This is a genomic window from Streptomyces sp. NPDC059452, assembly GCF_042750035.1.
Lineage (GTDB): Bacteria > Actinomycetota > Actinomycetes > Streptomycetales > Streptomycetaceae > Streptomyces.
Map to the genome: position 1 here is coordinate 21,225 of NZ_JBHYVE010000031.1, position 25,645 is coordinate 46,869.

18 protein-coding genes are annotated in these 25,645 nt (G+C 72.8%); 9 read left to right on the plus strand and 9 right to left on the minus strand.

Annotation, left to right across the window (positions count from 1 at the left end; translation table 11 throughout):
• The first annotated feature begins 465 nt into the window (after nt 1-465).
• Nucleotides 466-3,138: an alpha-glucan family phosphorylase gene (glgP, locus tag ACFW9Z_RS30770; protein ID WP_384645893.1), complete on the plus strand. Its 2,673-nt coding sequence runs from the start codon at nt 466-468 to the stop codon at nt 3,136-3,138.
• A 139-nt stretch (nt 3,139-3,277) separates the two neighbouring features.
• On the opposite strand, the gene ACFW9Z_RS30775 is transcribed toward glgP, so the two are convergent.
• The gene (locus ACFW9Z_RS30775) at nt 3,278-5,320 is read right to left on the minus strand and encodes a M4 family metallopeptidase (RefSeq protein ID WP_384645894.1); all 2,043 of its coding nucleotides are present in this window, start codon (nt 5,318-5,320) and stop codon (nt 3,278-3,280) included.
• A 680-nt stretch (nt 5,321-6,000) separates the two neighbouring features.
• Here ACFW9Z_RS30775 and ACFW9Z_RS30780 point away from each other — a divergent pair.
• Nucleotides 6,001-7,077: an LPXTG cell wall anchor domain-containing protein gene (locus ACFW9Z_RS30780; protein ID WP_384645895.1), complete on the plus strand. Its 1,077-nt coding sequence runs from the start codon at nt 6,001-6,003 to the stop codon at nt 7,075-7,077.
• Between the two features lie 103 nt (nt 7,078-7,180).
• On the opposite strand, the gene ACFW9Z_RS30785 is transcribed toward ACFW9Z_RS30780, so the two are convergent.
• Nucleotides 7,181-7,771, minus strand: coding sequence for a TetR/AcrR family transcriptional regulator (locus tag ACFW9Z_RS30785; protein ID WP_384645896.1), 591 nt, complete (start codon nt 7,769-7,771; stop codon nt 7,181-7,183).
• A 131-nt stretch (nt 7,772-7,902) separates the two neighbouring features.
• Between ACFW9Z_RS30785 and ACFW9Z_RS30790 the strand changes: the two genes are divergently transcribed.
• Complete coding sequence (locus tag ACFW9Z_RS30790) at nt 7,903-8,991, plus strand: FAD-dependent oxidoreductase (protein WP_384645898.1); 1,089 nt, start codon at nt 7,903-7,905, stop codon at nt 8,989-8,991.
• A 30-nt stretch (nt 8,992-9,021) separates the two neighbouring features.
• On the opposite strand, the gene ACFW9Z_RS30795 is transcribed toward ACFW9Z_RS30790, so the two are convergent.
• Genes ACFW9Z_RS30795 through ACFW9Z_RS30805 form a run of 3 tightly spaced genes read right to left on the minus strand, consistent with a single transcriptional unit; the run spans nt 9,022 to nt 12,215 of the window.
• On the minus strand, nt 9,022-9,651 hold the full coding sequence (locus ACFW9Z_RS30795) for a DsbA family oxidoreductase (RefSeq protein WP_384645899.1): 630 nt from the start codon (nt 9,649-9,651) through the stop codon (nt 9,022-9,024).
• A gap of 15 nt (nt 9,652-9,666) precedes the next feature.
• On the minus strand, nt 9,667-11,238 hold the full coding sequence (locus ACFW9Z_RS30800) for an MFS transporter (RefSeq protein ID WP_384645901.1): 1,572 nt from the start codon (nt 11,236-11,238) through the stop codon (nt 9,667-9,669).
• The gene (locus ACFW9Z_RS30805; protein WP_384645902.1) at nt 11,235-12,215 is read right to left on the minus strand and encodes a zinc-binding dehydrogenase; all 981 of its coding nucleotides are present in this window, start codon (nt 12,213-12,215) and stop codon (nt 11,235-11,237) included. The genes ACFW9Z_RS30800 and ACFW9Z_RS30805 overlap by 4 nt, the downstream gene beginning before the upstream one ends.
• Before the next feature lie 80 nt (nt 12,216-12,295).
• On the opposite strand from ACFW9Z_RS30805, the gene ACFW9Z_RS30810 reads away from it, so the two are divergent.
• Nucleotides 12,296-12,937: a TetR/AcrR family transcriptional regulator gene (locus tag ACFW9Z_RS30810; RefSeq protein WP_384645903.1), complete on the plus strand. Its 642-nt coding sequence runs from the start codon at nt 12,296-12,298 to the stop codon at nt 12,935-12,937.
• Nucleotides 12,938-13,013: 76 nt separating this feature from the next.
• Here ACFW9Z_RS30810 and ACFW9Z_RS30815 read toward each other — a convergent pair whose 3' ends face one another.
• Nucleotides 13,014-13,388, minus strand: a complete 375-nt coding sequence (locus tag ACFW9Z_RS30815; RefSeq protein ID WP_384645904.1) for a hypothetical protein — start codon at nt 13,386-13,388, stop codon at nt 13,014-13,016.
• A 420-nt stretch (nt 13,389-13,808) separates the two neighbouring features.
• Between ACFW9Z_RS30815 and ACFW9Z_RS30820 the strand changes: the two genes are divergently transcribed.
• Nucleotides 13,809-15,041 carry a hypothetical protein gene (locus ACFW9Z_RS30820; RefSeq protein ID WP_384645905.1) on the plus strand — a complete coding sequence of 411 codons (1,233 nt, stop codon included), beginning with the start codon at nt 13,809-13,811 and terminating at the stop codon, nt 15,039-15,041.
• Nucleotides 15,042-15,225: 184 nt separating this feature from the next.
• Here the strand turns inward: ACFW9Z_RS30820 and ACFW9Z_RS30825 are convergent, their stop codons facing one another.
• Both ACFW9Z_RS30825 and ACFW9Z_RS30830 read right to left on the minus strand, forming a co-directional pair.
• On the minus strand, nt 15,226-17,157 hold the full coding sequence (locus ACFW9Z_RS30825; RefSeq protein ID WP_384645906.1) for an ABC transporter ATP-binding protein: 1,932 nt from the start codon (nt 17,155-17,157) through the stop codon (nt 15,226-15,228).
• The gene (locus ACFW9Z_RS30830) at nt 17,154-19,106 is read right to left on the minus strand and encodes an ABC transporter ATP-binding protein (protein ID WP_384645907.1); all 1,953 of its coding nucleotides are present in this window, start codon (nt 19,104-19,106) and stop codon (nt 17,154-17,156) included. The genes ACFW9Z_RS30825 and ACFW9Z_RS30830 overlap by 4 nt, the downstream gene beginning before the upstream one ends.
• A 216-nt stretch (nt 19,107-19,322) precedes the next feature.
• Here ACFW9Z_RS30830 and ACFW9Z_RS30835 point away from each other — a divergent pair, with 216 nt between their 5' ends.
• The 4 genes from ACFW9Z_RS30835 to ACFW9Z_RS30850 all read left to right on the plus strand — a co-directional run bounded on the left by ACFW9Z_RS30835 (nt 19,323) and on the right by ACFW9Z_RS30850 (nt 23,097).
• Nucleotides 19,323-20,240 carry an ABC transporter ATP-binding protein gene (locus tag ACFW9Z_RS30835; protein WP_384645908.1) on the plus strand — a complete coding sequence of 306 codons (918 nt, stop codon included), beginning with the start codon at nt 19,323-19,325 and terminating at the stop codon, nt 20,238-20,240.
• A gap of 1 nt (nt 20,241) precedes the next feature.
• Complete coding sequence (locus ACFW9Z_RS30840) at nt 20,242-21,042, plus strand: ABC transporter permease (protein WP_384645909.1); 801 nt, start codon at nt 20,242-20,244, stop codon at nt 21,040-21,042.
• 80 nt (nt 21,043-21,122) lie between these two features.
• Nucleotides 21,123-22,412, plus strand: coding sequence for a sensor histidine kinase (locus ACFW9Z_RS30845; RefSeq protein WP_384645910.1), 1,290 nt, complete (start codon nt 21,123-21,125; stop codon nt 22,410-22,412).
• Between the two features lie 22 nt (nt 22,413-22,434).
• On the plus strand, nt 22,435-23,097 hold the full coding sequence (locus ACFW9Z_RS30850) for a response regulator (RefSeq protein ID WP_384645912.1): 663 nt from the start codon (nt 22,435-22,437) through the stop codon (nt 23,095-23,097).
• Nucleotides 23,098-23,160: 63 nt separating this feature from the next.
• Here ACFW9Z_RS30850 and glgX read toward each other — a convergent pair whose 3' ends face one another.
• On the minus strand, nt 23,161-25,491 hold the full coding sequence (gene glgX / locus ACFW9Z_RS30855) for a glycogen debranching protein GlgX (protein ID WP_384645913.1): 2,331 nt from the start codon (nt 25,489-25,491) through the stop codon (nt 23,161-23,163).
• Between the last annotated feature and the right edge of the window lie 154 nt (nt 25,492-25,645).

Consider the following 25,645-nt stretch of genomic DNA (forward strand, 5'->3'; position numbering starts at 1 on the left):
GGGAAGTACGCGGAAAGCCTTCCCCGCGCTCGTTCACGGGAAATCCGGCGCTGTGTTAACTACTCGGTCGTAACCGCCCGGTCGTACCCCGGTCGCGCCCCGGTCCGGCCCGGTCGCGCCCGGCGCACGCCCCAGTAGGCGTACGAAGCCCGTGGCACCCTCACAGGTTCCGGATACCCGCTCTGCGGCGCCACACGGCAGCCTTCCCTGTGACACGAAGGTCCACAAGGCTGCGTACGGGAAGGAAATCGGCCAAACCCGCAGGTGAAGGGTGGGGTGGGGGAGGGCTGACGGTGCGTGTGGTGTTCCTGTGGGGCGGCGCGCGCGAGCCGCTTCCGGCCCCGGTGAGCCGCCCGCGCGCCGTGGTCGCGGGCCACGGACGGCCGCTACCGTCGAGGGTGACGGAAGGGCGCACACCGTCGTGCGTCCCCTCGGATGCGCAAGTCCCCTGTAAAGGTGGAGTACGTGAAGGCCATTCGTCGATTCACCGTGCGTCCTGTCCTCCCCGAACCCCTCCGACCCCTCCACGACCTCGCGCGCAACCTGCGCTGGTCGTGGCACACCGAGACCCGCGAGCTCTTCCGGTCCGCCGACCCCGAGGGGTGGCGGCCCGCGGACGCCGACCCCGTACGGCTGCTCGGCTCCCTGACCGCCGGGCGCCTGGCCGAACTGGGGCGGGACGAGGAGTACCTCTCCCGCCTCGCCGAGGCCTCCGCCGACCTGAAGGAGTATCTGGACGGCCCCCGCTGGTACCAGGAACAGCAGGCCTCGGGCGCGGAACTGCCCTCCGCCATCGCCTACTTCTCACCCGAGTTCGGCGTCACCGCCGCCCTGCCCCAGTACAGCGGCGGCCTCGGCATCCTGGCCGGTGACCACCTCAAGGCCGCCAGCGACCTGGGCGTCCCGCTCATCGGGGTGGGCCTGCTCTACCGCCACGGCTACTTCCGTCAGAGCCTCTCCCGCGAGGGCTGGCAGCAGGAGCACTATCCCGTCCTCGACCCCAACGAACTCCCGCTCGACCTGGTCCGCGAGGCCGACGGCACCCCCGCCCGGGTGGTGCTCGCCCTGCCCGGCGGGCGCTCGCTGTACGCCTGCATCTGGCTGGCCCGGGTCGGCCGCGTCCCGCTGCTCCTGCTCGACTCCGACGTCGAGGAGAACGCCCCGGGCGAACGCGATGTCACCGACCGGCTCTACGGCGGCGGCAGCGACCACCGCCTCCTCCAGGAGATGCTGCTCGGCATCGGCGGGGTGCGCGCCGTACGCACCTGGTGCCGGCTCACCCGGACCCCGGAGCCGGAGGTCTTCCACACCAACGAGGGCCACGCGGGCTTCCTCGGCCTGGAGCGCATCCGCGAACTGGCCGCCACCGGGCTGGACTTCGAGGCGGCCCTCGAAGTGGTCCGGGCCGGGACCGTCTTCACCACCCACACCCCGGTACCCGCCGGGATAGACCGTTTCGACCGGCAGCTGATCGCCCGCCACTTCGGCGACGACGGCGAGCTGACCGGCGTACCCGTGGAGAAGATCCTGCCGCTGGGCCGCGAGACCTACCCCGGCGGCGAGCCCGAGCTGTTCAACATGGCGGTGATGGGGCTCCGGCTCGCCCAGCGCGCCAACGGCGTCTCCACCCTCCACGGGGCCGTCAGCCGGGAGATGTTCTCCGGGCTCTGGCCGGGCTTCGACCCCGCCGACGTGCCGATCACGTCCGTCACCAACGGGGTGCACGCCCCCACCTGGGTCGCCCCCGAGGTCTTCCGCCTCGGCGCCGGACAGGTCGGCACCGGCCGCGCCCACCAGGTGCTGGCAGGCGGACCGGTGGCGGACGGGACCTCCGCGCGGCAGCCCGGCACCCCGCGCCGCTGGGACGCGGTGGGCGGGATCGGCGACCAGGAGATCTGGGAGCTGCGCCGGGAGCTGCGCGGCCAGCTGGTGACCGAGGTCCGCCGCCGCCTCTACGCCTCCTGGCGCAGGCGCGGCGCGGGCACCGCCGAACTGGGCTGGATCGACGACGTCCTGGACCCGTCCGTCCTCACCATCGGCTTCGCCCGCCGGGTCCCCTCGTACAAGCGTCTGACGCTGATGCTGCGCGACCGCGACCGGCTGCGGGGGCTCCTCCTGCACCCGACGCACCCGATCCAGATCGTGGTCGCGGGCAAGGCCCACCCCGCCGACGACGGCGGCAAGCGGCTGGTCCAGGACCTGGTGCGGTTCGCCGACGACCCGCGCGTGCGCCACCGGATCGTCTTCCTGCCGGACTACGGCATGGGCATGGCGCAGAAGCTCTACCCGGGCTGTGACGTCTGGCTCAACAACCCGCTGCGCCCGCTGGAGGCGTGCGGCACGAGCGGGATGAAGGCCGCGCTCAACGGCTGCCTCAACCTCTCCGTGCGCGACGGCTGGTGGGACGAGTGGTTCGAGCCCGACTTCGGCTGGGAGATCCCCACCGCCGACGGCTCGGCGGTCGACGAGGACCGGCGCGACGAGCTGGAGTCGAACGCCCTGTACGCCCTGATCGAGGACCGGGTCGCCCCGCGCTTCTACGACCGGGGGGCGACGGGGCTGCCGGACCGGTGGATCGAGATGGTCCGCTCCACCCTGGTCAACCTGGGGCCGAAGGTGCTCGCGGGGCGGATGGTGCGTGAGTACGTGGAGCGGCTGTACGCCCCCGCCGCGCACTCCCGGCGGGCGCTCGGCCCGGCGGTCGCGCGGGACCTCGCCGAGTGGAAGGCGAAGGTCCGGGCGGCGTGGCCGAAAGTCTCCGTGGACCATGTGGAGTCGGTCACCGACACGGTGGCGGGCGGCTCGGCGGAGCTGGGGGCGACGCTGTCGCTCCGGGTGCGGATCGCCCTCGGCGGCCTGGACCCGGACGACGTCGAGGTCCAGGTGGTCGCGGGCCGGGTGGACTCGGCCGACGCCATCGCGGACGCCCAGGTCTTCCCGCTGAAGCCGGCGGGCGGCCACGACCTGGAGGACCGCTGGCTGTACGAGGGCCCGCTCGCCCTGGACCGGACGGGACCGTACGGCTACACGGTACGCGTTCTGCCCGCCCATGAACTGCTGGCCTCGGGCGCCGAGTTGGGCCTGGTCGCGGTGCCGAACGAGGCTACGGGGGAGGGCGCGGGCGTGCTGATGCGCTGAGGATGTCCCGTACGGACGGAAGAGCGAACGGCCCGGCAGGGGAGCAGAACCCCTGCCGGGCCGTTCGTCCTCATCCGGTTGCATCCGGTTGCATCCGGTTTGATCCGGTTGCATCCGGTGGTGCGGTGATCCCGTGGGGTCAGAAGGTGAGCTTGAAGCTGTTGATCCGGCCGGTGTCCGAGCGGTACACGTCCTGGACCCTCAGCCGCCACTGCCCGTTGGCCACCTTGGACGAGGCGTTGACCGTGTAGGTCGCGATCACGTTGTCCGCGGAGTCAGAGGCGGAGGAGTTCTTCAGGCGGAAGGTGCCGCCGTCCGGGGCCACCAGGTCGATGACCAGGTCACCGCGGTAGGTGTGGCTGATGTTGACGTCCACCTTGAGGGCGCTCGGGGCGTTGCCCGCGATGCCGGTGACGTTGACCGCGCTGGTGACGGCCGCGCCCGCGTCCGGGATGTTCACCACGGTGTTGTTCTCGAAGACCTTGCCGCCCGGGTCGGGGTCGCCGCCCCCGGGCCGGGTGCCCACGTTGACGCCGGCCCAGGCGTGCGCCACGGCGGCGTACTCGGGGCTGGTGGCGCCGTACAGCTCACTGGCGACCGCGAGCGTGCCGGTGCGGGCGGCGGCGTAGTTGGTCGAGGAGGTGAACTTGGTGGTGAGCGCCTTGAACCAGATCAGCGACGCCTTGTCCCGGCCGATGCCGGTGACCGGCAGTCCGTCGGAGGTCGGGGAGTCGTAGCTGACGCCGTTGATCGTCTTGGCGCCGCTGCCCTCGGAGAGCAGGTAGTACCAGTGGTTGGCCGGGCCCGAGGAGTAGTGGACGTCGACGCCGCCGATGCCCGCGTACCAGTAGTCCTTGGAGCTGCCGTCCCGGCTCGGCTTGTCCATGTAGCGCAGCGGCGTGCCGTTGCCGCGGATGTCGATCTTCTCGCCGACCAGGTAGTCGCCCGGGTCCTGGGCGTTGTTCGCGTGGAACTCGACGGCGGCGGCGAAGATGTCGGACGTCGCCTCGTTGAGACCGCCGGACTCGCCGCTGTAGACGAGGCGCGCGGTGTTCGAGGTGAGGCCGTGGGTCATCTCGTGGGCGGCCACGTCGATGGAGGTCAGCGGCTTGGCGTTGCCCGCGCCGTCCCCGTACGTCATGCAGAAGCAGCTGTCCTGCCAGAACGCGTTGACGTAGTTGTTGCCGTAGTGGACCCGGGAGTACGCGCCGACGCCGTCACCGCGGATGCCGTTGCGGCCGTGCACGTTCTTGAAGTAGTCCCAGGTGAGCGCGGCGCCGTAGTGGGCGTCGGCGCCTGCGGTCTCCAGGTTCTGGGGGGTGCCGTTGCCCCAGATGTCGGTCGAGTTGGTGAAGAGCGTGCCGGTGCCGGAGGTGCCCCGGTTCAGGTTGTACGTCTTGTGGCTGCCGCGCGCGGTGTCGGTCAGCGTGTACGAGGGCGCGGTGCCCAGCGTCACCTGGCCGCTGTACTGGGTGTTGCCGGTCCCGTTGTGGACGGCCTGCCACTCGTACAGCTTCTCGCCGGAGGCGGCGTCGGTGATCACGTGCAGCTCGTTCGGGGTGCCGTCGTGCTGGAGTCCGCCGACGACCGTCTCGTAGGCGAGCTGCGGGGAGCCGCTGCCCAGCCAGACGACCTTGCGCGGCGCCTCGCTCGGCTTCGTCGCCTTCGAGCCCTCGGCCTTCGCCGCACCGAGCGCCTGCTTCTCGGCGGCGGCCGGGGCGACGTCGGCGGTGAGGCCGACGGCCTTCAGCTGCGCGGTGGTCGCCTTCGACGCCTTGACGACGCTCAGGGTCTTCCCGGCCGTGGTCTCCTGCACCACCAGGTCGCCGCCGAGGACGGGGAGCCCGTTCAGGGTGCGCTCGTAGCGGGTGTGCGTGGTGCCGTCCCGGTCCTGGACGACATCGCGGACGAGGAGCTTCTCCGTGGGGCCGAGCCCGAGCTCCTTGGCGGTGGCCGCCTTGGTGGCGTTGGCCTCGCTGAGGAGTTCGGCGCGCTGGGCGGGGGAGAGCGTGGCGGGGAGCGAACCGGGGTCGGCCTTGGTGCCGGCGGTGATCCCCCCGGCGGGGGCGGCCGAGGCCGGGGTGGCGGTGGCGGAGCCGGACTGCAGTCCGACGGCGATCATGGCTGCTGCGGCTATCAGAGCGCCGGTCGCGGTGGCGCGACGGCTGGGCGTGGATCTCACGCGGACTCCTTCTGCGAGGGGGGTTACCGGGCGGCGCTGGATGAGCCGTCCGGCTGGTGCAGGCGGTGCGCAGAACGGGGGAAGAGTGTCAGCAGATCCGTACGCCTGTCAGGAGCGCGTCAATAACTTGGCCGGAATTCGTTCGTTGCCGGAAAGGTCATGTTCGTTAAGCGGACGTTTCGCCGATCATTGCCGGAATGTTGCCGGGGTGTGCGAAGGCCCGTATTCACAGGGTGGGCACAGGTTCGGTGTGTCGATGGCACATTCGAACGGCGCGCCCGGAAGCGGTTGTCGCCCACCTGGTGAGACAGGGTCGGGTTCTGGCCAGATCCCGTCAGCCCGTCAGCCCGTCAGCCCGTCAGCCCGTCAGCGGAAGGGGGCGGCCCGCGGGGCGGGGTAAGGCGGGGCGGGCCTGGCGGTGACCGGACGCGCGTCCTGTGCGGGGACAGGTCCGGCGGTGACCGGATGTGCCCTGTGCGGGGCAGGCATGGCAGCGGTCGGGCGTGGTCTGTGCGGCATGTCACACGAGTTGCTGACTCTCGCGTACAACCCTGCGCCACCGGTAGCGGTCGAACGCATTGGCCTCACCCGTGTTCTCCCTCCACCTCCGAAACCCGGACGGCCCTCCCAGCCTTCGTGCCGCTCCGGCGGCACCCAGACTCTTCCGAGGTCCTCATCTCATGAAGCTCCGCCGCGCACTGGCCGCCGCCGCGACCGCAGTACTCGCCCCGGTCACTCTCCTGTCGGCCTCCGTCGCCGTCGCGAACCCCGTCCCGGCCACCGAGGCCACGGAGACCTCCGAGGCGTCCCCCGCGACGGAGGAGACCGAGGAGTCGTCCGTGCCGGAGGCGGGCGAGGGCGCCCCCACGGCCGAGGAGCAGGAGGAGGCCGCTCCGGCCCCGGGGACGGATGAGGACAAAGAAGCCACGGACGGCGAGAACACCGAGAAGGGCGAGGAGGCCGCGGAGGGTGAGGAGGCCGCGGAGGGCGAGAAGCCCAAGGACCCTCCGGCCCCCGCCACGACTTCTCCCGCCCCGGCCCCGACCGCGATCGGCGACATCTGCGAGGACCGGGGAGACCTGAACCTCGACGAGGACCTGTCCGCCGGGCTCTCCGGCCTCCCGTCCAGGATCGTGGCGGGCAGCGGGTTCCACGCCTTCAAGCTGAACGTGGTCAACGAGGGCGACAAGGCCTACAAGCGCGTCGACCTGGGTGTCGTCGCCGCGCAGGTCGACACCGACACATGGGACGAGGCCAGCGGCCACCTCACGCTCCAGTTCAAGAACCCGGAGACGGGCGTCTGGACGGACATCTCCCTCGGCGCGGAGGACGAGCTCCCCGGCTACCTCGGCTATACCGACATCCGGGCCAAGGAGTCCTTCGCGATCGACCTGCGGCTGAGCGTCGACAAGAAGGCGCCCGCGGGCTTCGCCTACGCCCTTGCCATCGGCCTCTACGCCGATGAGCAGGGCAACTGCGTCTCCCTCGGCGGCGAGGACTTCTACCCGTTCGATGTCATCGCGGCCGGTGCCGAGCCGGGCGAGCCGAACGAGGCCAAGCCCCAGACGGGCGGCAAGAAGCCGGTCCCGGTCAAGCCCGTCGGCAACACCGAGATCAAGCCCGAGGGCAGGCTCGCCCAGACCGGTTCGGACTCCAACCTGCCGGTCATCGCGACCATCGGCGGGGTGGCGATCCTGGCCGGTGCCGGTGTCGTCTTCGCGCTGGGCCGTCGCCGCCGGGACGGTGCGGCCGCCTGACGTTCCACAGCGTCTCGTAACGACTCGTAACGTCTCGTACGGAACGTGAAGTGCGTCCCCCTGCCTCGCCGGGCAGGGGGACGCACCTGTGTGTGGGGCCCGGTCAGGGCGGCGCGTCCGCCGGGTAGACCGCGTCCAGCAGTCCCCGTACGAACCGGTCGAGGTCGTCCAGCCCCGCCGCCGCCCGGGTGGCCGGGCCGCCGCCCAGCAGGTGCGGGATCGCCGCGTGCAGCGCGAGCGTGACGGTGGCGGCCCGCTGCGGGGTGACGGGCAGTCCGGCGGATCGCTGGGCCGCCTCGAACCCGGCGAAGTCGCCGCTCGCCATCGGGTCCAGGAGGGCGGCGAGCCAGGGCCGCCGGGCCGCCTCCGCCTGGAGCTCAAGACAGGCGAGGAGCCGGGGGCGGCCGGGCCCGGCGACGTTCTCCAGGAGGGTACGGAACAGGGTCACCAGCCCCTCGCGGTCGGCGGGGCCGGGTGCGGCGGCGAGCTGTGCGGTGAGCGCGAGGTACTGCTCCAGACAGCGCTCGGCCACCGCCCGCAGCACCGCGTCCCGGGTCGGGAAGTAGTTCTTGGTGGTCCCGTCCGGCACCTCGGCCGCCCGGTCCACGGCCCGGTGGGTGAGGCCGCGCCCGCCCTCACCGGCCAGTACGGCGATGGCCGCGTCGCGCAGCCGGTCGCGCCGGTCAGGATTCATGCGCCCGCTCCCTCGGCCCCGTAACCGCTGCTGTCCCTGTCTCTCGTCTCTGCTTGCCGATGCTACCCCAGGCGTGGTACCACGGATGTGGTGGTTGTTCGCACCGGCCGGACGAGCTTCGGGAGTACGTCATGACAGGGCGCGCGGGAGCGGGAGCAGGGCCCGGAACGGCGACCGTCGTCGGGGCGGGTGTCGGGGGCCTGGCCACGGCGATCGGGCTGCGCCGCGCGGGCTGGCGGGTGACCGTGCTGGAGCGCCGCCCCGAACTGGAGCGGTACGGCGCCGCCTTCGGCATCCACCCCACCGCCCAGTCGGCGCTCGACCGGCTCGGCGTCGGGCAGGCCCTGCGCGACCACGCGGTCCCCTACCGCGACGCGCGCATCCGCACCCCGGACGGCCGTGTGCTGGCCCGTCTCCCGCTGGAGCGCATCGAGCGGAAGGCGGGCCGCCCCGAACTCCTCATCTCTCGTCCCTACTTGATCGACGCCCTGCTCGCCGGGCTGGACGGCTTCGGGGACGTACCGCTGGAACTGGGGGAGACCGTCACCGACGTACGGGCCCTGACCGCCGGGCAGGACCTGGTGGTCGGCGCCGACGGCATCCGCAGCGCCGTGCGCACCGCTCGCTTCGGCGACCGCAGCGGCCCGCGCCCGGTCTCCACCGTCGCCTGGATCGGCATCGCCGACTTCGAGAGCCCGCTCCACGGGGAGACCTGGGGCAGCGGCCGGTTCTTCGGGATGACCCCCGTCGAGCCGGGCCGCACCAACTGGTACGCCACCGTCCCCGGGGCGACCACCGCCGACGAACTGCGCGCCTTCTTCACCGGCTGGCACGACCCGATCCCGCGCATCCTGGGCGCCACCGACCCGGAGACCTGGATCCGCTACGAGATGCGCCATCTGTACCCGGCCCTGCCCTCGTTCGTCTCCGCCGACGGCTCGGCGGTCCCCGTCGCGCTGGTCGGCGACGCGGCCCACGCCATGACCCCCAACCTCGGCCAGGGAGCCTGCACCGCGATCCTGGACGCGGACGCCCTGGCCCGCGCGGTGGCCGCCGCGCCCCCGGGCCCCGCAGGCCTCACCGCCGCCCTGCGCGCCTACGACCGCGAACGCCGCCGCGGTGCCCAGCGGGCCGCCTTCGCCTCCCGGACCCTGCACCGCTTCATGAGCACGGAACGGACCTGGCTGCGCGACGGGGTGGTACGGCTGCTGCCGGGGTGAGGCGGGGGCTGCCCGGACGCCGTGGTGGCGTCAGCCGCCGGACGGGGAACGCCGGGAACTCAGCAGCCGGGCCAGGGTCTCCGGGTCCTGGACGGCCGAGGCGGGTGACCCGCCGTCCACGATCAGCGTGGGAACGCCCTCGACGCCCCGCGCCCGCGCGGACCGCTCGTCCGCGCGCACGCCGTCCGTGAACTCCGTGCCCTCCAGCATCCGGCGGACCACCGGCGGCTCCAGTCCCGCCTCGGCCCCCAGCTCCTCCAGCACCTTGTGGGAGGCGATGTCGAGCGCTTCGGTGTGGTAGCCGTACAGCAGCCGCTCCAGCACCTCGTCGGCCCGGCCGTGGGCGGCGCCCAGCCGGACCAGCCGGTGCGCGTCGAAGGAGTTGACCGGCCGCGCCCGGTGCAGGTCGAGCCGCAGCCCCTCGGCCTCGCCGAGCGACTGGATGTGCCGCACCCGCGCGGCGGCCCGCTCCGCACTGCTCCGGTACCGGGCGATGACCTCGGCCGCCGTCGGCCCCGCCGTCCGGCCGCCCTCCGGATCGAGTTCCAGGCTGCGCCAGACGACCTCCACGTCCTCGCGTCCGGCGAGTGCGGTCGTCAGCCTCCTCTTCCCGATGTAGCACCAGGGGCACAGGATGTCGAAGTACACCTCGACCCGCATGAGTCGGGTCTCCTCTCAGTCGGTGACCGGCGCCGGGGCGTCGGCGGGTGTCCGGTCGTCGTCGGCCTGGTTCCCGTCGCGCCGCCGCAGGGTGAGCGTGAGCGCGGAGAGGGCCAGCAGGAGGGGGATCAGGATGAGCCCGTGCACATGCAGGCTGTGGGTGAACGCGGCGCGGGCGGTGTCGGCCAGCGCGGCGCCCAGCGGTTCGGGGAGCTGTTGCGCGGCCTCCAGCGCGGCGGAGAGCGTCTCCCCGGCGGGTCCGGCGAGCTCCGCCGGTACGCCGTCGGGCAACCGGTCCGTCATGCGGCCGCCGTAGACGGCGGTGGCGATGCTGCCCAGGGTGGCGATGCCCAGCGCGCCGCCGAGTTCCGCCCCGGTCTCGGAGACGGCCGAGGCGGCGCCCGCGCGTTCGGGCGGCGCGGCGCCCACGACCAGGCCGGTGCCCAGGGCCATGAAGGGGGTGAGACCGGCGAAGAGCAGCAGCGAGCCCGCCACCACGAAGCCGGGGCCGCCATCGGCCCGGGTGAGCAGGACCGGCCCGAGGACGGCGAGGGCGGCGCCCCCGCTCATCAGCACGGCGGGCTGGAAACGGGCGGCGAGACCCGAGACCCACAGAGCGGCCGCCGTGCCGCCCACGGCGGTCGGCAGTTGCCACAGTCCCGCCTCCAAGGGCTCGAAGCCCAGCACCAGTTGCAGGTACTGCGAGGTGAGGAGGCTCGTCCCGAAGAGGAGCATCCCGACCACGATCATTCCTCCGGCCGGGACCGCGAACGCGGGGATCCTGAAGAGGGACAGGTCGAGCAGAGGCGTGTCGAGCCGCCGTTGACGCCGTACGAAGACCGCGCCGACGGCCGCACCCGCGGCGATGGCACCCAGCGCGGACGGCCCGACGCCGTCCGAGGCGAGGCCCTTGACCCCGTACACGATCGCGAGCGGTGCCGTCAGGGACAGCGCCACGCTGACGGGGTCGAGCCGCCCGGACTCGGCCGGACGGAACTCCGGCACCAGGAACGGGACGGTGAGGAGCAGCACCAGCATGGTCGGTACGGCGACCAGGAAGACCGAGCCCCACCAGAAGTACTGGAGCAGGACCCCGCCGACGAGCGGACCGAGCGCCCCGCCGCCCATGAAGCTCATCATCCAGATGGTGATCGCGAGGGTGCGCTGCCCGGGATCGCGGAAGAGGGTACGGATCACGGAGAGCGAGGAGGGTGCGAGGGAGGCGGCGGCGACGCCCTGGACCGCCCGCGCGGCGATGAGCGTCCCGGCGCTGTCCGCGTACGCCGCGAAGACCGAGGCGCAGGTGAAGGCGACGGCCCCGGCCAGCAGGATCCGGCGGTGGCCGAGCCGGTCGCCGAGCGTGCCCATGGTGATCAGGGCACCGGCGACCATGAAACCGTAGATGTCCGTGATCCACAGCAACTGCGGTCCGCTGGGGGTCAGATCGCGGCTGAGCGTCGGGAGCGCGAGGTAGAGCACCGACATGTTCATCATGACGAGGACGGCCGGAACGCCCAGGACCGCGAGGGCGGTCCACTCCCTGGCGCCCGCCCGCTCCGGCGATCCGGACTCCGGTCGGGCGCTCATCGGCCCGAGTCCGGGCCGCCGACGGCGAGCAGGGTCTTGCCCACGGTGGCCCGTGCCTCGATGGCGGCGTGCGCCTCGGCGGCAGATGCGAGCGGGAAGACCTGGCCGACGACCGGGCGCAGGACGCCGTCCGCCGCGAGCCGGAGCGCCTCACCGATGAAGGCGTGGGTCGCGGCGGGGTCCGGCGCCGCGAAGAGTCCGAGGGTACGGATCCGCCGGGCGGCGAGGTCGTCCTCGTCGAGCTCGGCGTCCGCGCCGCTCGCCATACCGTAGAGGCTGAGGCGACCGCCGGGGCCCAGGGCGCCCGCCGCCGCGGTGCCGATTACTCCGCCCACTCCGTCGAAGACGACGTCGAGACCGCCCCCGGCCGCGTCCCGTACCTGGCGCGGCCACTGCTCCTGGGAGTAGTCGACGAAGGCGGCGCCGAGCGAGACGACGAGCTCGGCCTTGCGCGTGCCGCGTGCGGCGCCGATGACGTGGGCGCCCGCGTGCACGGCCAGCTGGACCAGAAGGCTGCCGACACCTCCGGCGGCGGCCTCCACGAGGACCTTCTCGCCGGGCTCGATCTCCGCCTGCCGGAACAGCAGGAGGGCCGTGCGGCCGTCGGCCAGCAGCGCGACCGCGTCCGTGAGGGCGAGGCCGGGCGGAACCGGCACCACCTCGTCGGCCCGGGCGAGGGCGCGTTCGGCGTAGCCGCCCGTACCGCCGGTCGTGGTGACCACGACCGTACCGACCAGGGAGGGGTCCGCGCCCGGCCCCACGGCGACGACCCGGCCGCCGACGCCGTTGCCCAGTACGCGGGGGAGCGGGGGACGGCCGAAGGGGCCGTTGCCCGAGCGCACCTGCGTCTCGACGAAGGTGACGCTCGCGTACGCCACGTCGACGAGTAACTGACCGGGCCCCGGCACCGGATCCTCGACCTGCCGAGCCCTCAGGACCTCCGGTCCTCCGAACTCCTCCATCACCACGGACAGCACGGTGCCTCCAAACGGATAGTTTCGCTTCGTTTGGAAGCTATAACGGAGCGATTCGCTTCGCAAGTGACTACAGTGGGCCCATGGCCCGACGAGCTCCCCGGTACGCAGAAGCCGAACGCAACGACCGCGCCCTCCTGGAGGCCGCCCGGAAGGTCCTCGCCGCGGACGGCGCCCATGCGTCCGTGGCGGCGATCGCGGCCCGCGCGGGTGTCGGCATCGCCAGCCTCTACCGGCGGTACCGCACCAAGGAGGAGCTGTTCCAGCACCTGTGCGCGCTCTCGCTCGGGCAGTGGATCCAGGCGGCGGAGGAGGGGCTCGCCCGGGACGACGCCTGGGAGGGGCTCGTCCACTACGTCACCGCGGCCATCGAGTTCAGCGCCGGTGCGCTCGGGCCGCTGGCCGGAACGGTCGAGGTCACCGACGAGATGGCCGAGAAGTTCACCAGGTCCGACGAGCTCGCGAGGGCCCTGGTGGAGCGGGCCCATGCGGCCGGGGTGCTGCGGGCGGACGCCACGACCGTGGACATCTCCCTGCTCGTCGAACAGCTCGGCAAGTCCTCGCTGGTCGAGCAGTTCGAGGCGCAGGGCAGGACCGACCTCGCCGAGGCGGCGGGCAACGCCCGCCACCGCGTCATCGCCATCGCGCTGGACGGGCTGCGCCCCGGCCACGGCTCCCTGCCGGGCAGCCCGCCCGGCCCCGGCCTCCTCGCCGAACGCTGGTAGGACGGCGGGGCTTCCCCGGCCCTCCTCCGGCGCCTGCCTGCGACCTACGCGCCTACGCGCCTTCCTGTCTACGTGTCTACGTGTCGAGGTTCGGCATGGCCGGTACGGGCCCCGTGACGCAGCGTCGGCGACGGTCGGCGGACGAGGTCACGTCGGTGCTGTCGACGAACTGGTCGATCGCCCCCACGGGCGGCAGCGACCTGACCCCGGGGTCCTCGATGGTCGCCATGAAGAAGCCCCGGAGGTCGTGGACGTCGACCCAGTGCCGGGCGGGCGCACCGTAGGGGAAGGAGAAGCGGACCGGGTGGCCGCGGAACGTCTCGGGCAACGCGCGGTCGAGCAGCGCTCGGAGCTCCTCCGCGTGCGCGCGGAAGTCGTCGCCGCCGAGGAACACCTGGAGCCGCGGCCCCCAGGCGTGGTCGGTCGAGCGTACGGTGTCGAAACCCTGCACCTCGGAGCCCCAGCCGATCAGCGCCGTCGCATACGGGACCCCGTCCAGCGCCGTGTGCAGGACGGGGCGACGGCCTCGGCGTGGAACAGCCGGGCCAGTTCGAGGCCGGGCAGGAAGTCATGAGTCATGGCCGCCACCGTGGCAGACCCCCCTGACCGGCGGCCGGCCGATTCTCGGGCCCGTACCGCCGACGTCCTTGGACGGTGGCCTCTTCGTGGTCGCACCGCAGCTACGGAACCGACAACTCCCGTTCATACCGAAGGAGAACGGGACATCTCTTGATCATATTTGGCCAGTTGTGGTATCGCCTCGCCTCCCCCGACGGCGCTACTTTCACTCAGCTCACCGACCACACACAGCAAGGGGGAAACAACGATGCGCCACACCGGAATCCGTCTGGGCAGAGGGCTCGGAGCGCTCATGGCCACCGCGACGGCCGCCGCGGGCCTGGCCGCCACCCCGGCCGCCGCCGCGCCTGCCGCGCCTGCCGCGCCTGCCGTCGCCCAGCAGGCGGCCCAGCCCGGCCAGACCTGTACCGCGGCCGATCTCGGCAAGCGCCACCCGGTCATCAAGACCACCGAAGTCTCACCGACGATCACCCACTTCACGGGCTGGTACGTCACCGAGGGCACGACCGGCTCCCAGACCGTCTCCACCAGCACCCAGACCACCATCTCGGTCGCCGTCGGTGTCAACGGCAACGTCCAGGGCAGCTTCGCCGTCGAGGCCCTCGGCTCGGTCGGCGCGAGCCTGGGCCTGAGCGTGCAGGTCAACTACACCTCCACCAGCACCGTGTCGGACTCCATCACCTGGAACTTCCTGCAGCCCGGCTACTACGGTCTCTACAAGGGCACGAAGAAGGTCACCGGCACCTACGGAAGCCTCAACTGCAACCGCGTTCAACAAGGCGACGGCAGCTACGCGTTGAAGTGGGTCGAGGGCCCTGACGGCGGCAGCTACACCACCTACTCCACCATCGAGGAAGGCGCGGTCCGCTGCGAGGACGATGTCCCCGCCACCAGCCTCATGGCCAAGGCGCAGAGCCTGCTGGACTGCGGCAGCGCCACCGCCACCGCCCAGCACGCGGCGGGCCCGGTCCCCTCGGCGAAAGCCACCGCCGCCCGGCACACGGCCGAGAGCGCCGCCAAGGCCACCGGGAGCGCGGAGAGCGCCCCGGCCACCGCGCCCGGCGCACGGGCCGCTCTCACCTGTGGCACCGACGTCTACAAGATCGCCGTACCCGGCAAGCCCCTGTCCTGGGGTGCGCCGGTTCTCGCGAGCGACGGTGTCCGCCTGCGACCCTCGACGATCTTCAGCGCCAACCTGGACCGCTGGCGGCTGTGCAACGTGACGGAGAACAACGGCGTCCTTGAGGCGACCCTGTGGAACGGGGGCAGCGGCTGGTGCGCGACCATCGCCCAGCAGAACCCCTCCACCGAACGGGCGGCCCTGATGACGGCCGCCTGCGCGGAGGACGACCTCCAGCGGTTCTACATCTACCGCGACGTCCCCGGCTCCGGGAAGATCGGCGTCCAGAACAAGTACACCGGCTACATGATCGGCCATGACCGCTACGCCGACGGCGAGTTCTTGCGCCAGTACAGCAGCGGCAGGCAGGACGGCACCGGCACCTACGAACTGGTGAAGGTCTGACCGCCGAACGGCCGTAACCGCCCGGGCCCCAGCCGATTCCGGCCGGGGCCCGAGCCATGTGCGGAGGCCGGGGCCCGGGCCATGTGCGGAGGCCGGGGCCCGAGCCATGTGCGGAGGCCGGAGCATGAGCCTCCACGCACCGGCACGGGGAGTGGCCCGGCCGCGGAACCCGGAAGGCGGATCCTCAGACCAGGCTGTCCTTCCACGTCCGGTGCAGCCCCGCGAACCGCCCCGTGCCGCCGATCAGTTCGGCCGGTGCCCCGTCCTCCACGATCCGGCCGCCCTCCATCACCAGCACCCGGTCCGCGATCTCCACGGTGGACAGGCGGTGGGCGATCACCACCGCCGTGCGGCCGTGCAGCACCGTGTCCATGGCGCGCTGCACCGCCCGCTCGCCGGGGATGTCCAGGGAGCTGGTCGCCTCGTCCAGGATCAGTACCGCCGGGTCCGCGAGCAGGGCGCGGGCGAAGGCGACCAACTGGCGCTGGCCCGCCGAGATCCGGCCGCCCCGCTTCCGTACGTCCGTGTCGTAGCCCTCGGGGAGCGAGGCGATGAAGTCGTGCGCGCCGATCGCCTTCGCCGCGCGCTCGATCTCGTCGCGGGTGGCGTCCGGGCGGCCGATCGCGATGTTCTCCGCCACCGTCCCGGAGAACAGGAACGCCTCCTGCGTCACCATCACCACGCCCCTGCGCAGCTCGGCCGTGGCCAGCTCCCGCAGGTCCACCCCGTCCAGCAGCACCCGGCCCTCGGTCGGGTCGTAGAACCGGGCCAGCAGCTTGGCCAGCGTCGACTTGCCCGCGCCCGTCGAGCCGACGACCGCCACCGTGGCCCCGGCCGGGATGCGCAGGTCGAACGTGGGCAGCACCTCGCCGCCCGTACGGTAGGCGAACCGCACCCCGTCGAAGACGACCTCCCGGCGCGGGTGGTCGCCCGAGCGGGCGGGCAGCTCCTTCGGGTCCGCCGCCACCGGGACCGTCGGGGTCTGGGCCAGCAGGCCCGCGATCTTCTCCAGCGAGGCCGCCGCCGACTGGTAGGAGTTGAGGAACATCCCCAGCCGGTCGATCGGGTCGTAGAGGCGGCGCAGATACAGCACCGCCGCCGCCAGCACCCCGAGCGCCAGCGTCCCCCCGGCCACCCGGTAGGCGCCCCACAGCACCATCCCGGCCACCGCCGTGTTCGCGACCAGCCGGGAGCCGACGACATAGCGCGCCATCTCCAGCAGCGCGTCGCCGTTGCGCCGCTCGTGCACCCCGTTGAGCTGGGCGAACGCCGCGTCGTTGGACCGCTCCCGGCGGAACGCCCGGACCGGGCGGATGCCGTTCATGGTCTCCGCGAACTTGACGATCACCGCGGCGATCGCCGTCGACCGCGCCCCGTACACGACGGCCGCGCGCCGCCGGTAGAGCCGTACCAGCAGATACAGCGGTACGAAGGAGAGCACCGCGATTCCGCCGATGCCCAGGTCCAGCCAGAGCAGGACCAGCCCGATCGACACGAAGGAGAGGACGACCGTGATCAGCTCCTGGAGCCCCTCGCTCAGCAGCTCCTGGAGCGATTCGACGTCCGTGGTGGAGCGCGAGATCAGCCGCCCCGAGGTGTAGCGCTCGTGGAAGTCCACGCTCAGCGCCTGGGCGTGACGGAAGATCCGGCCGCGCAGGTCCAGCAGCGCGTTCTGGTTGATGCGGGCCGCGCCCCGGATGAACGCGTACTGGAGCAGTCCCGCGCCCACCGAACAGAGCAGATAGCCGACCGCCACCGCGATCAGGGGCCCGTAGTCGTGGTCCCGGAACGCCGGGACCCCGCTGTCGATCGCGTACGCCACCAGCAGCGGGCCCGCCTGGACCGCCGCCTGCTGGAGCACCAGCAGGAGCGCGGCGATGGCGACCCGGCCGCGCATCGGGCGGAGCAGGGAGAACAACAGCGCCCGGGTCGCGCCGGGCGGGGCGGGCAGGTCGTCCTGGTCGAAGGGGTCGGCGGCCTCCGGGGCGGGCGCGGCCCTGCCGGGCCCCTTGCCGGACGCTTCGCCGGGGGCGGTGGCGGCGCCTGTCCGGGCGGCCTCGTCGTCGCCGGTCGGCGGGGTGCGCCCGGCGGCCGCGTCGTCGGTGGTCGTGGTCATCGGGTGCCCTCCTCGGCGGGGACCTTGGTGGTCGTTACGGGGCCGGGGGCCGGGGCGGCGGGCTCCCCGTCGGCCGGAGGTCCGGCGTCGGCGCGGGCGTCACCGGGCACGCTCCCGTCACCCGCCCCGGCCCCGGGCGCCACGGTCCCGTCGCCCGGGTCCGTCCCGAGGCCACCCCCGCCCCCCGGCTCCGCCCCCGACATCAGCCACGCGTACTCCGTGTTCGACCGCAGCAGCTCCTGATGGGTGCCCACCGCCGTGATCCGGCCCCCGGACAGCAGCGCCACCCGGTCCGCCAGCATCACCGTCGAGGGGCGGTGCGCCACCACCACCGCCGTGGTCTCCTCCAGCACCTGCCGCAGCGCCGCCTCCACCAGCGTCTCCGTGTGCACGTCCAGCGCCGAGAGCGGGTCGTCCAGCACCAGGAAGCGTGGTCCGCCCACCACCGCACGGGCCAGGGCGAGGCGTTGGCGCTGGCCGCCGGAGAGGCTCAGGCCCTGCTCACCGACCTCCGTGTCCAGCCCCTTGGGCAGCTCGTGCACGAAGTCGGCCTGCGCCACCGCGAGCGCCCGCCGCACCTGCGCCTCGTCCGCGCCCTCGGCGCCCATCAGCACGTTCTCGCCGACCGTCGCGGAGAACAGCGTCGGCTCCTCGAACGCCACCGACACCAGCTCCCGCAGCCGCGCCCGCTCCATCGTGGCGATGTCCTCGCCGTCCAGCGTGATCCGCCCGCCGGTCACCTCGTGCAGCCGGGGCACCAGCGCGGTGAGCGTCGTCTTCCCGGAGCCCGTACCGCCTACAAGGGCCATCGTCTCGCCGGGCCGCACCTCCAGGTCGATCCGGGCCAGGACGGGCGGTGAGCCCGGCTCCGCGTCCGGGTAGCGGAACTCCACGCCCTCGAACACCATCCCGGCGGGGGACTTCGGCGCACCCGCGCGGGCGCCCGCCGGGTCCTGCTCCTCCGCCGCGTCCATCACCTCGAAGTACCGGTCCGTCGCCGTCGCCGCCTCCTGGCTCATGGCCAGCAGGAAGCCGATCGACTCCACCGGCCACCGCAGCGCGAGCGCCGTCGAGAGGAAGGCGACCAGGGTGCCCGCCGACAGCGAGCCGTCCGCCACCTGGATCGTGCCGAGCACCAGCGCCGCCCCGATCGCCAGCTCCGGGATGGTGGTGATGAGCGCCCAGATCCCGGCGAGCAGCCGCGCCTTCCCCAGCTCCGTGGAGCGCAGCCGCTGCGACAGCGCCTTGAATGCCTGCGCCTGGCTGCGGTGGCGGCCGAAGCCCTTGACGATCCGGATGCCGAGCACGCTCTCCTCGACGACCGTGGTCAGATCGCCCGTCTGGTCCTGGGCCTTCCGCGCCACCAGCGAGTACTTCGTCTCGAACACCGAGCACAGGATGATCAGCGGCACCGCGGGCGCCAGCAGCACCAGGCCGAGCGACCAGTCCTGGGCGAACAGGATGACGAAACCGACCAGGATCGTCGCCCCGTTGACGACCAGGAAGGTCAGCGGGAACGCCAGGAACATCCGCAGCAGCATCAGGTCGGACGTTCCGCGCGACAGCAGCTGGCCCGAGGGCCAGCGGTCGTGGAAGGCCACCGGCAGCCGTTGCAGATGGCGGTAGAGATCGGCGCGCATCGACGCCTCGACCCCGGCCAGCGGACGCGCCACCAGCCACCGCCGGAACCCGAACAGCGCGGCCTCCGCGATGCCGAGCAGCAGCAGATACAGCGCCCCCAGCCAGACCCCGCCCGGGTCCCGGTCGGCCACGGGCCCGTCCACCATCCACTTCAGGATCAGCGGGATGACCAGCGACAGACAGGACGCCAGGATCGCCACGAAGGCGGCGGTGAACAGACGGACCCGTACCGGGCGGACATAGGGCCACAGACGCAGGAGGGAGCGCACGGCGGACCGGTCCGTGTGCTCTGCAGGCTTTTCGGGCATCAGGTCCGACTGTACGTTTCACCACTGACATCGGTCCTCCCAATTTCCGCCGGAGCCGTGGCCGCCGTGCGGCCGCCGCCGTGGATGCCGTGCCGCCGCCGCCGTGGCCGCCGTGCACCCGGGGAAGGTCGTACCCGCGCATCCTCCGATCGGTTGATGGAGCGTCGAGCGTGATGGTGGATACCGCCCGGACCCGCCCGCCGGAACCCTGGGGGCATGGCAATCATCGAAGTCAACGGGGTGCGCAAGACCTACGCGGGCCGTCATGTGGTCGACGGCGTCTCCTTCTCCGTCGAGGAGGGGGAGATCTTCGGCATCCTCGGCCCCAACGGGGCGGGCAAGACCACCACCGTCGAATGCGTGGAGGGCCTGCGCATCCCCGACGCGGGCACCGTCAGGGTCGCCGGGCTCGACCCCGTCGCCGACCACGACCGGGTGACGCACCTGCTCGGCGCCCAGCTCCAGGAGAGCGAGCTCCAGGCCAAACTGACCGTACGGGAGGCGCTGGAGCTCTACTCCGCCTTCTACCCGTCCCCCGCCGACTGGCGGCCCCTCGTGGAGCGGCTGGGCCTGGTGGACCGGCTCACCACCCGCTTCGCCAAGCTCTCCGGCGGCCAGAAGCAGCGGCTGTTCATCGCGCTCGCCCTGATCGGCAACCCGAAGGTCGTCCTCCTCGACGAGCTGACCACCGGACTGGACCCCCGGGCCCGCCGCGACACCTGGAAGCTCATCGAGGAGATCCGCGACAGCGGGGTCACCGTCCTGCTCGTCACCCACTTCATGGAGGAGGCCCAGCGCCTCTGCGACCGGATCGCCGTCATCGACCGGGGCAAGGTCGTCGCCCTGGACACCCCGTCCGGGCTGATCCGGCAGGCCACCGGCTCCACCGTCCTCTCCTTCGTCCCCTCCCGCACCCCGACCGGGCCCGAGCTGACCCGGCTCGCCGCGCTGCCGGGCGTCGAATCGGTGACCCCGCCCGACGCCTCCGGCGTCCTCGTCCTGCACGCCACCGACGAGACCGTCACCCCGCTCATCTCCCTGCTCGCCGGACTCGGCGTCACCGCCCAGCGACTGCGGATCACCGAGACCAGCCTGGACGAAGCCTTCCTCGATCTCACCGGACAGGACGCCTGACATGAACTCCTCCGACACCGCCGCCGCCCCGGCCGCCCCCGCCGCAGTCTCCACCGCCCGCCACAGCCCCCTGAAGGCCGTCCTGCTCGCCGAGACCCGGCTCTTCCTCCGCGAACCCGGCAGCCTCTTCTGGATCCTCGCCTTCCCCTCCGTCCTCCTGGTGATCCTCGGCTTCGTCCCGCCCTTCAGGGAACCCCAGGAGGACCTCGGCGGGCGGCGCGTCATCGACCTGTACGTCCCCATCTCGATCCTGCTCGCCATGATCATGGCCGGGCTCCAGGCGATGCCCCCGGTCCTCACCGCCTACCGCGAACGCGGCATCCTGCGCCGCATGTTCACCACCCCGGTGCGGCCCTCCGCCCTCCTCACCGCCCAGATCGCCCTGCACGGCGCCGCCGCCCTCGGCTCCGCGATCCTGGTCACCGCCGTGGGGGGCCTCGCCTACGGAGTGGCGCTGCCCGGCCACCTGGCCGGATACCTCCTGGCGCTGCTGCTCGCGACCACCGCCGTACTGACCCTGGGGGCGACGATCTGCGCCCTGTCCCGGACGTCGAAGGCGGCCACCGCCGTCGGCTCGGTCGCCTACCTCGTGATGATGTTCACCTCCGGGCTCTGGCTCCCGGTCCGGGCGATGCCCGACACCCTGCGGCGCATCGTGGAGATCACCCCGTTCGGCGCCGCCTCCCAGGCCCTGGACCAGGCCGCCTCCGGCCAGTGGCCGAGCTGGGTGTACCTCGGGATCGTCGCGCTGTGGACGGCGCTGCTGGGCTTCACGGCGAGCCGCCTCTTCCGGTGGCAGTGACCGGGGTGACGGAGGCCGAGGTCCGGTCCGTGCCCGGGCCGGGCGTGACGGCGGCCCGCACCCGGGGGGAGACTGCCCGCATGACGCAGCCGCCCCGCTCCCCGCACCCGTCCGGCGCGACGGGCCCCCGCACCATCGAGGACCGCTGGGAGCAGTTCTACCGGTACGGGCCCTACGCCGTCCTCACCCTGTCCACCCTCGTCGCGGCCGTCGCCGCCGACCTGGTCATGACCCGTACCGAGATGTACGCGGCCGGGGTCCTGGCCGCCGCCGCGTACGGGCTCCAGATCTGGTGGGGCCGGGTCCGCCCGCGTACCGCGCCGGCGGCCCCGGCCGGGGTGGCCTACTACGTCGTGAGGACCGCCCTCGCCTTCGCCCTGTCCTGGCTCAACCCGTTCTTCGCGATCTACGCGGCGCTCAGCTACTTCGACGTCGAACCCCTGCTGCCCAAGCGCTTCGTCCGCGTCGGGTTGCTCACCACCGCCGTCACCCTGGCCGGTTCGCAGAGCGGAGGGCTGCCGCCCGCCTCCCTGATGAACTGGGTCGCCTTCGGCGTGCTGTACGTCGTCAACGCGGCCCTCGTCCTCTTCTTCTGGTACGTGGGGATGCGGGAGGAGGAGAAGGCCCGTGTCCAGGTCGCGACCATCGCCGAGCTGGAGCGCACCAACCTCCGGCTGGAGGAGGCGATGGCGGAGAACGCGGCCCTGCACGCCCAGCTCCTCGTCCAGGCCCGAGAGGCCGGGGTCGACGACGAGCGGCGCCGGCTCGCCGCCGAGATCCACGACACCCTCGCCCAGGGGCTGACCGGCATCATCGCCCAGCTCCAGGTCGTCACCTCCACCGGGGACACCGACCCGGCCACCGCCCGTGTCCACCTGGACCGGGCCGCCGCCCTGGCCCGGCACAGCCTCGGCGAGGCCCGCCGCTCCGTCCACAACCTGGCCCCCGCCGCCCTGGAGCACGACGAGCTGACCGGCGCCCTGGAGAAGACGGTCGCCACCTGGGCCGAGCAGCACCGGGTACGGGCCGACTTCACCGTCACCGGCACCGCCGAACCGGTCCACGACGAGGTCGCCGCCACCCTCCTGCGCATCGCGGGCGAGGCCCTGGCCAACGCGGGCCGGCACGCCGGAGCCTCCAGGGTCGGGGTCACGCTCTCCTTCATGGGCGACGAACTGACCCTGGACGTACGGGACGACGGCCGCGGCTTCGACCCGGGCGCCGCCGCCCCCGTCGGCCGCACCGGCGGGTTCGGCCTCGGCGGCATGCGGGCCCGCGCGGAGCGCATCGCGGGCACGGTGGAGGTGGAGTCGGAGCCGGGCGCCGGCACGGCGGTCTCGGCCCGGGTGCCCCTGGTCAGGCACGTGTGACCGGCCGTACGGTGGGGGTGCCATGACCGAGAACCCCGCAGGCGCCCCCGCACGCACCATCACCCTCGTCCTCGTCGACGACCACCCCGTCGTCCGCGACGGGCTGCGCGGCATGTTCACCGCCGCCCCCGGCTTCGAGGTCCTCGGCGAGGCGTCCAACGGGGTCGAAGCCCTCGCCGTCATCGAGCGTCTCGACCCCGATGTCGTCCTGATGGACCTGCGGATGCCCGGCGGCGGGGGAGTGGCCGCGATCACCGAGCTGGCCCGGCGCGGCTCCCGGGCCCGGGTCCTGGTGCTGACCACGTACGACACCGACTCCGACACGCTCCCCGCGATCGAGGCGGGCGCCACCGGCTATCTGCTCAAGGACGCCCCGCGCGAGGAGCTGTTCGCCGCCGTCCGGGCCGCCGCCGACGGGCGCAGCGTCCTGTCGCCCGCCGTCGCCTCCCGGCTGATGACCCGGGTCCGTACCCCCGCCGCCCCCGCCGACGCCTCCCTCTCCGCCCGGGAGCGCGAGGTGCTGGTGCTGGTGGCGAAGGGCACGACGAACCGGGAGATCGCCGCCGAACTCTTCATCAGTGAGGCGACCGTGAAGACCCACCTCACCCACATCTTCGCCAAGCTGGGCACCAAGGACCGGGCCGCGGCCGTCGCCGTCGGCTACGACCGGGGCATCCTCGGCTGATCCCCCGCTGATCCCCCGCTGATCCCGCTGGTCCCCCGCTGGTCCCCCGCCGAGAAGGGGCCCTTACGCGGTCACCCGCAGCAGCAGCACCGAGCGGGCCGGGACGCTCAGCTCCGTACCGCCGTCCAGGACCGTGCCGGGCGGTTCGGCCTGGTCCTCCCGGGAGGTGTCCAGGACCAGTTCGTACGAGGCCGCCCACGGGGCACCCGGCAGCTCGAAGGCGACCGGTTCCGCGCCCGCGTGCAGGACGGCGAGGAAGCTGTCGTCGGTGACCGGCTCGCCCCGCGCGTCCCGTCCCGGGATGTCCCGGCCGGAGAGGTAGAGCCCGAGCGTGGCGGCGGGCGCGTACCAGTCGCCCTCCGTCATCTCCCGGCCGTCCCGGGTGAACCAGGCCAGGTCCCGCAGCCCGTCCGGCGCCTGGGCCCGCCCCGAGAAGAACGCCCGCCTCCGCAGCACCGGATGGGTCTGGCGCAGCTTCAGCACCCGGGCCGTCAGCGCGGTCAGCTCCCGCCACTCGGGCTGCTCCAGGAGCGACCAGTCCAGCCAGCCGATCTCGTTGTCCTGGCAGTACGCGTTGTTGTTGCCGCCCTGCGTACGGCCCATCTCGTCACCCGCCACCAGCATCGGCACCCCGGTGGAGAGCAGCAGGGTGGTGAGGAGGTTACGGAGCTGGCGGCGGCGCAGGGCGTTGATCTCCGGGTCCTCGCTCTCGCCCTCCGCCCCGCAGTTCCACGCCCGGTTGTCGCTCGTCCCGTCCCGGTTGCCCTCCCCGTTGGCCTCGTTGTGCTTGTGCTCGTAGGAGACCAGGTCGCGCAGGGTGAAGCCGTCGTGCGCGGTGACGAAGTTGACCGAGGCGTACGGGCGGCGCCCGCCCCAGGCATAGAGGTCGCTGGAGCCGGTCAGCCGGTAGCCGAGATCCCGTACGTCGGGGAGCGCGCCGCGCCAGAAGTCCCGTACGGCGTCCCGGTAGCGGTCGTTCCACTCGGTCCACAGAGGAGGGAACGCGCCTACCTGGTAGCCGCCGTTGCCCACGTCCCACGGCTCGGCGATCAGTTTGACCCGGCGCAGCACCGGGTCCTGGGCGATCACCGCGAGGAACGGGGAGAGCATGTCGACATCGTGCATCGAGCGGGCCAGCGCCGCGGCCAGGTCGAAGCGGAAGCCGTCGACGCCCATCTCGGTGACCCAGTAGCGCAGCGAGTCGGTGATGAGCCGCAGCACCTGGGGCTGGACGACGTGCAGGGTGTTGCCGCAGCCGGTGTAGTCGGCGTAGCGGCGGGGGTCCTGCTGGAGGCGGTAGTAGCCCCGGTTGTCGATACCGCGCAGGGAGAGCATCGGGCCGAGCTCGCCCGCCTCGGCGGTGTGGTTGTAGACGACGTCGAGGATGACCTCGATCCCGGCGCTGTGCAGGGCGTGCACCATCCGCTTGAACTCACCGACCTGCCCGCCCGCCGAGCCGGATGCGGAGTAGTCGGCGTGCGGGGCGAAGTAGCCGATGGAGTTGTAGCCCCAGTAGTTGTGCAGCCCGCGCCGCAGCAGATGGTCCTCGTGGGCGAACTGGTGGACCGGGAGCAGTTCGACGGCGGTCACCCCGAGCCGGGTCAGATGCTCGATCGCGGCCGGGTGCGCGAGCCCGGCGTATGTGCCGCGCAGCTCGGGCGGGATGTCCGGGTGGAGCTTGGTGAAGCCGCGTACGTGGAGTTCGTAGATGACCGAGTCGGCCCACGGGGTCTTGGGGCGCCGGTCCTCCACCCAGTCGTCGTCATCGTGGACGACCACGCCCTTGGGGACGTACGGAGCCGAGTCCCGGTTGTCGCGCACGGTGTCGGCGACATGCTGGTCCGGCCAGTCCCGTACGTGCCCGTAGACCTCGGGCGGCAGGGTGAAGGTGCCGTCGACCGCACGGGCGTACGGATCGAGCAGCAGCTTGGCCGCGTTCCAGCGGGCGCCCGTCCAGGGGTCCCAGCGGCCGTGCACCCGGTAGCCGTAGCGCTGACCTGGCCGGACGCCCGGAAGGAAGCCGTGCCAGATCTCGTGGGTCAGCTCGGTCAGCGGGCAGCGGGTCTCGGCGCCGTCCTTGTCGAAGAGGCACAGCTCGACCGCCTCGGCCCCGCCCGCCCAGAGCGCGAAGTTGGTGCCCGCCACCCCGTCCGGGCCGACCCGGAACCGGGCCCCCAGCGGCATCGGCGCCCCGGGCCACACGACGGGGGCCCGGGGCTCGGCCCGTACGGCTTCCGCGGTCTCCGGGCGCAGCCGGTCCGTGTCCTGCGTACGTACGGTGCTTGCGGCCTCCGTGACTGTGGTGCCGGGTGCGGTGCGGCCCGGTGGTTCTCCGGGCCGCACCGCCCTGCCGGCCGGGTCCTGTACTGCCTCCTGCTCGGCTGCGCTCGACATCGTGTCGCCTCCCGCGGCTCATGAGGACGGGCACCGGAAAGGGGGCGCGCGACGTCCCGGCCGCGGCCCTCTCCTGGTAGTCCTTCCCTCTGTTCTGCCCACCACGGGCCCCGCACTCACGTTTCCCCCGACCGGCCCTGGTCGTTGGGGGAGC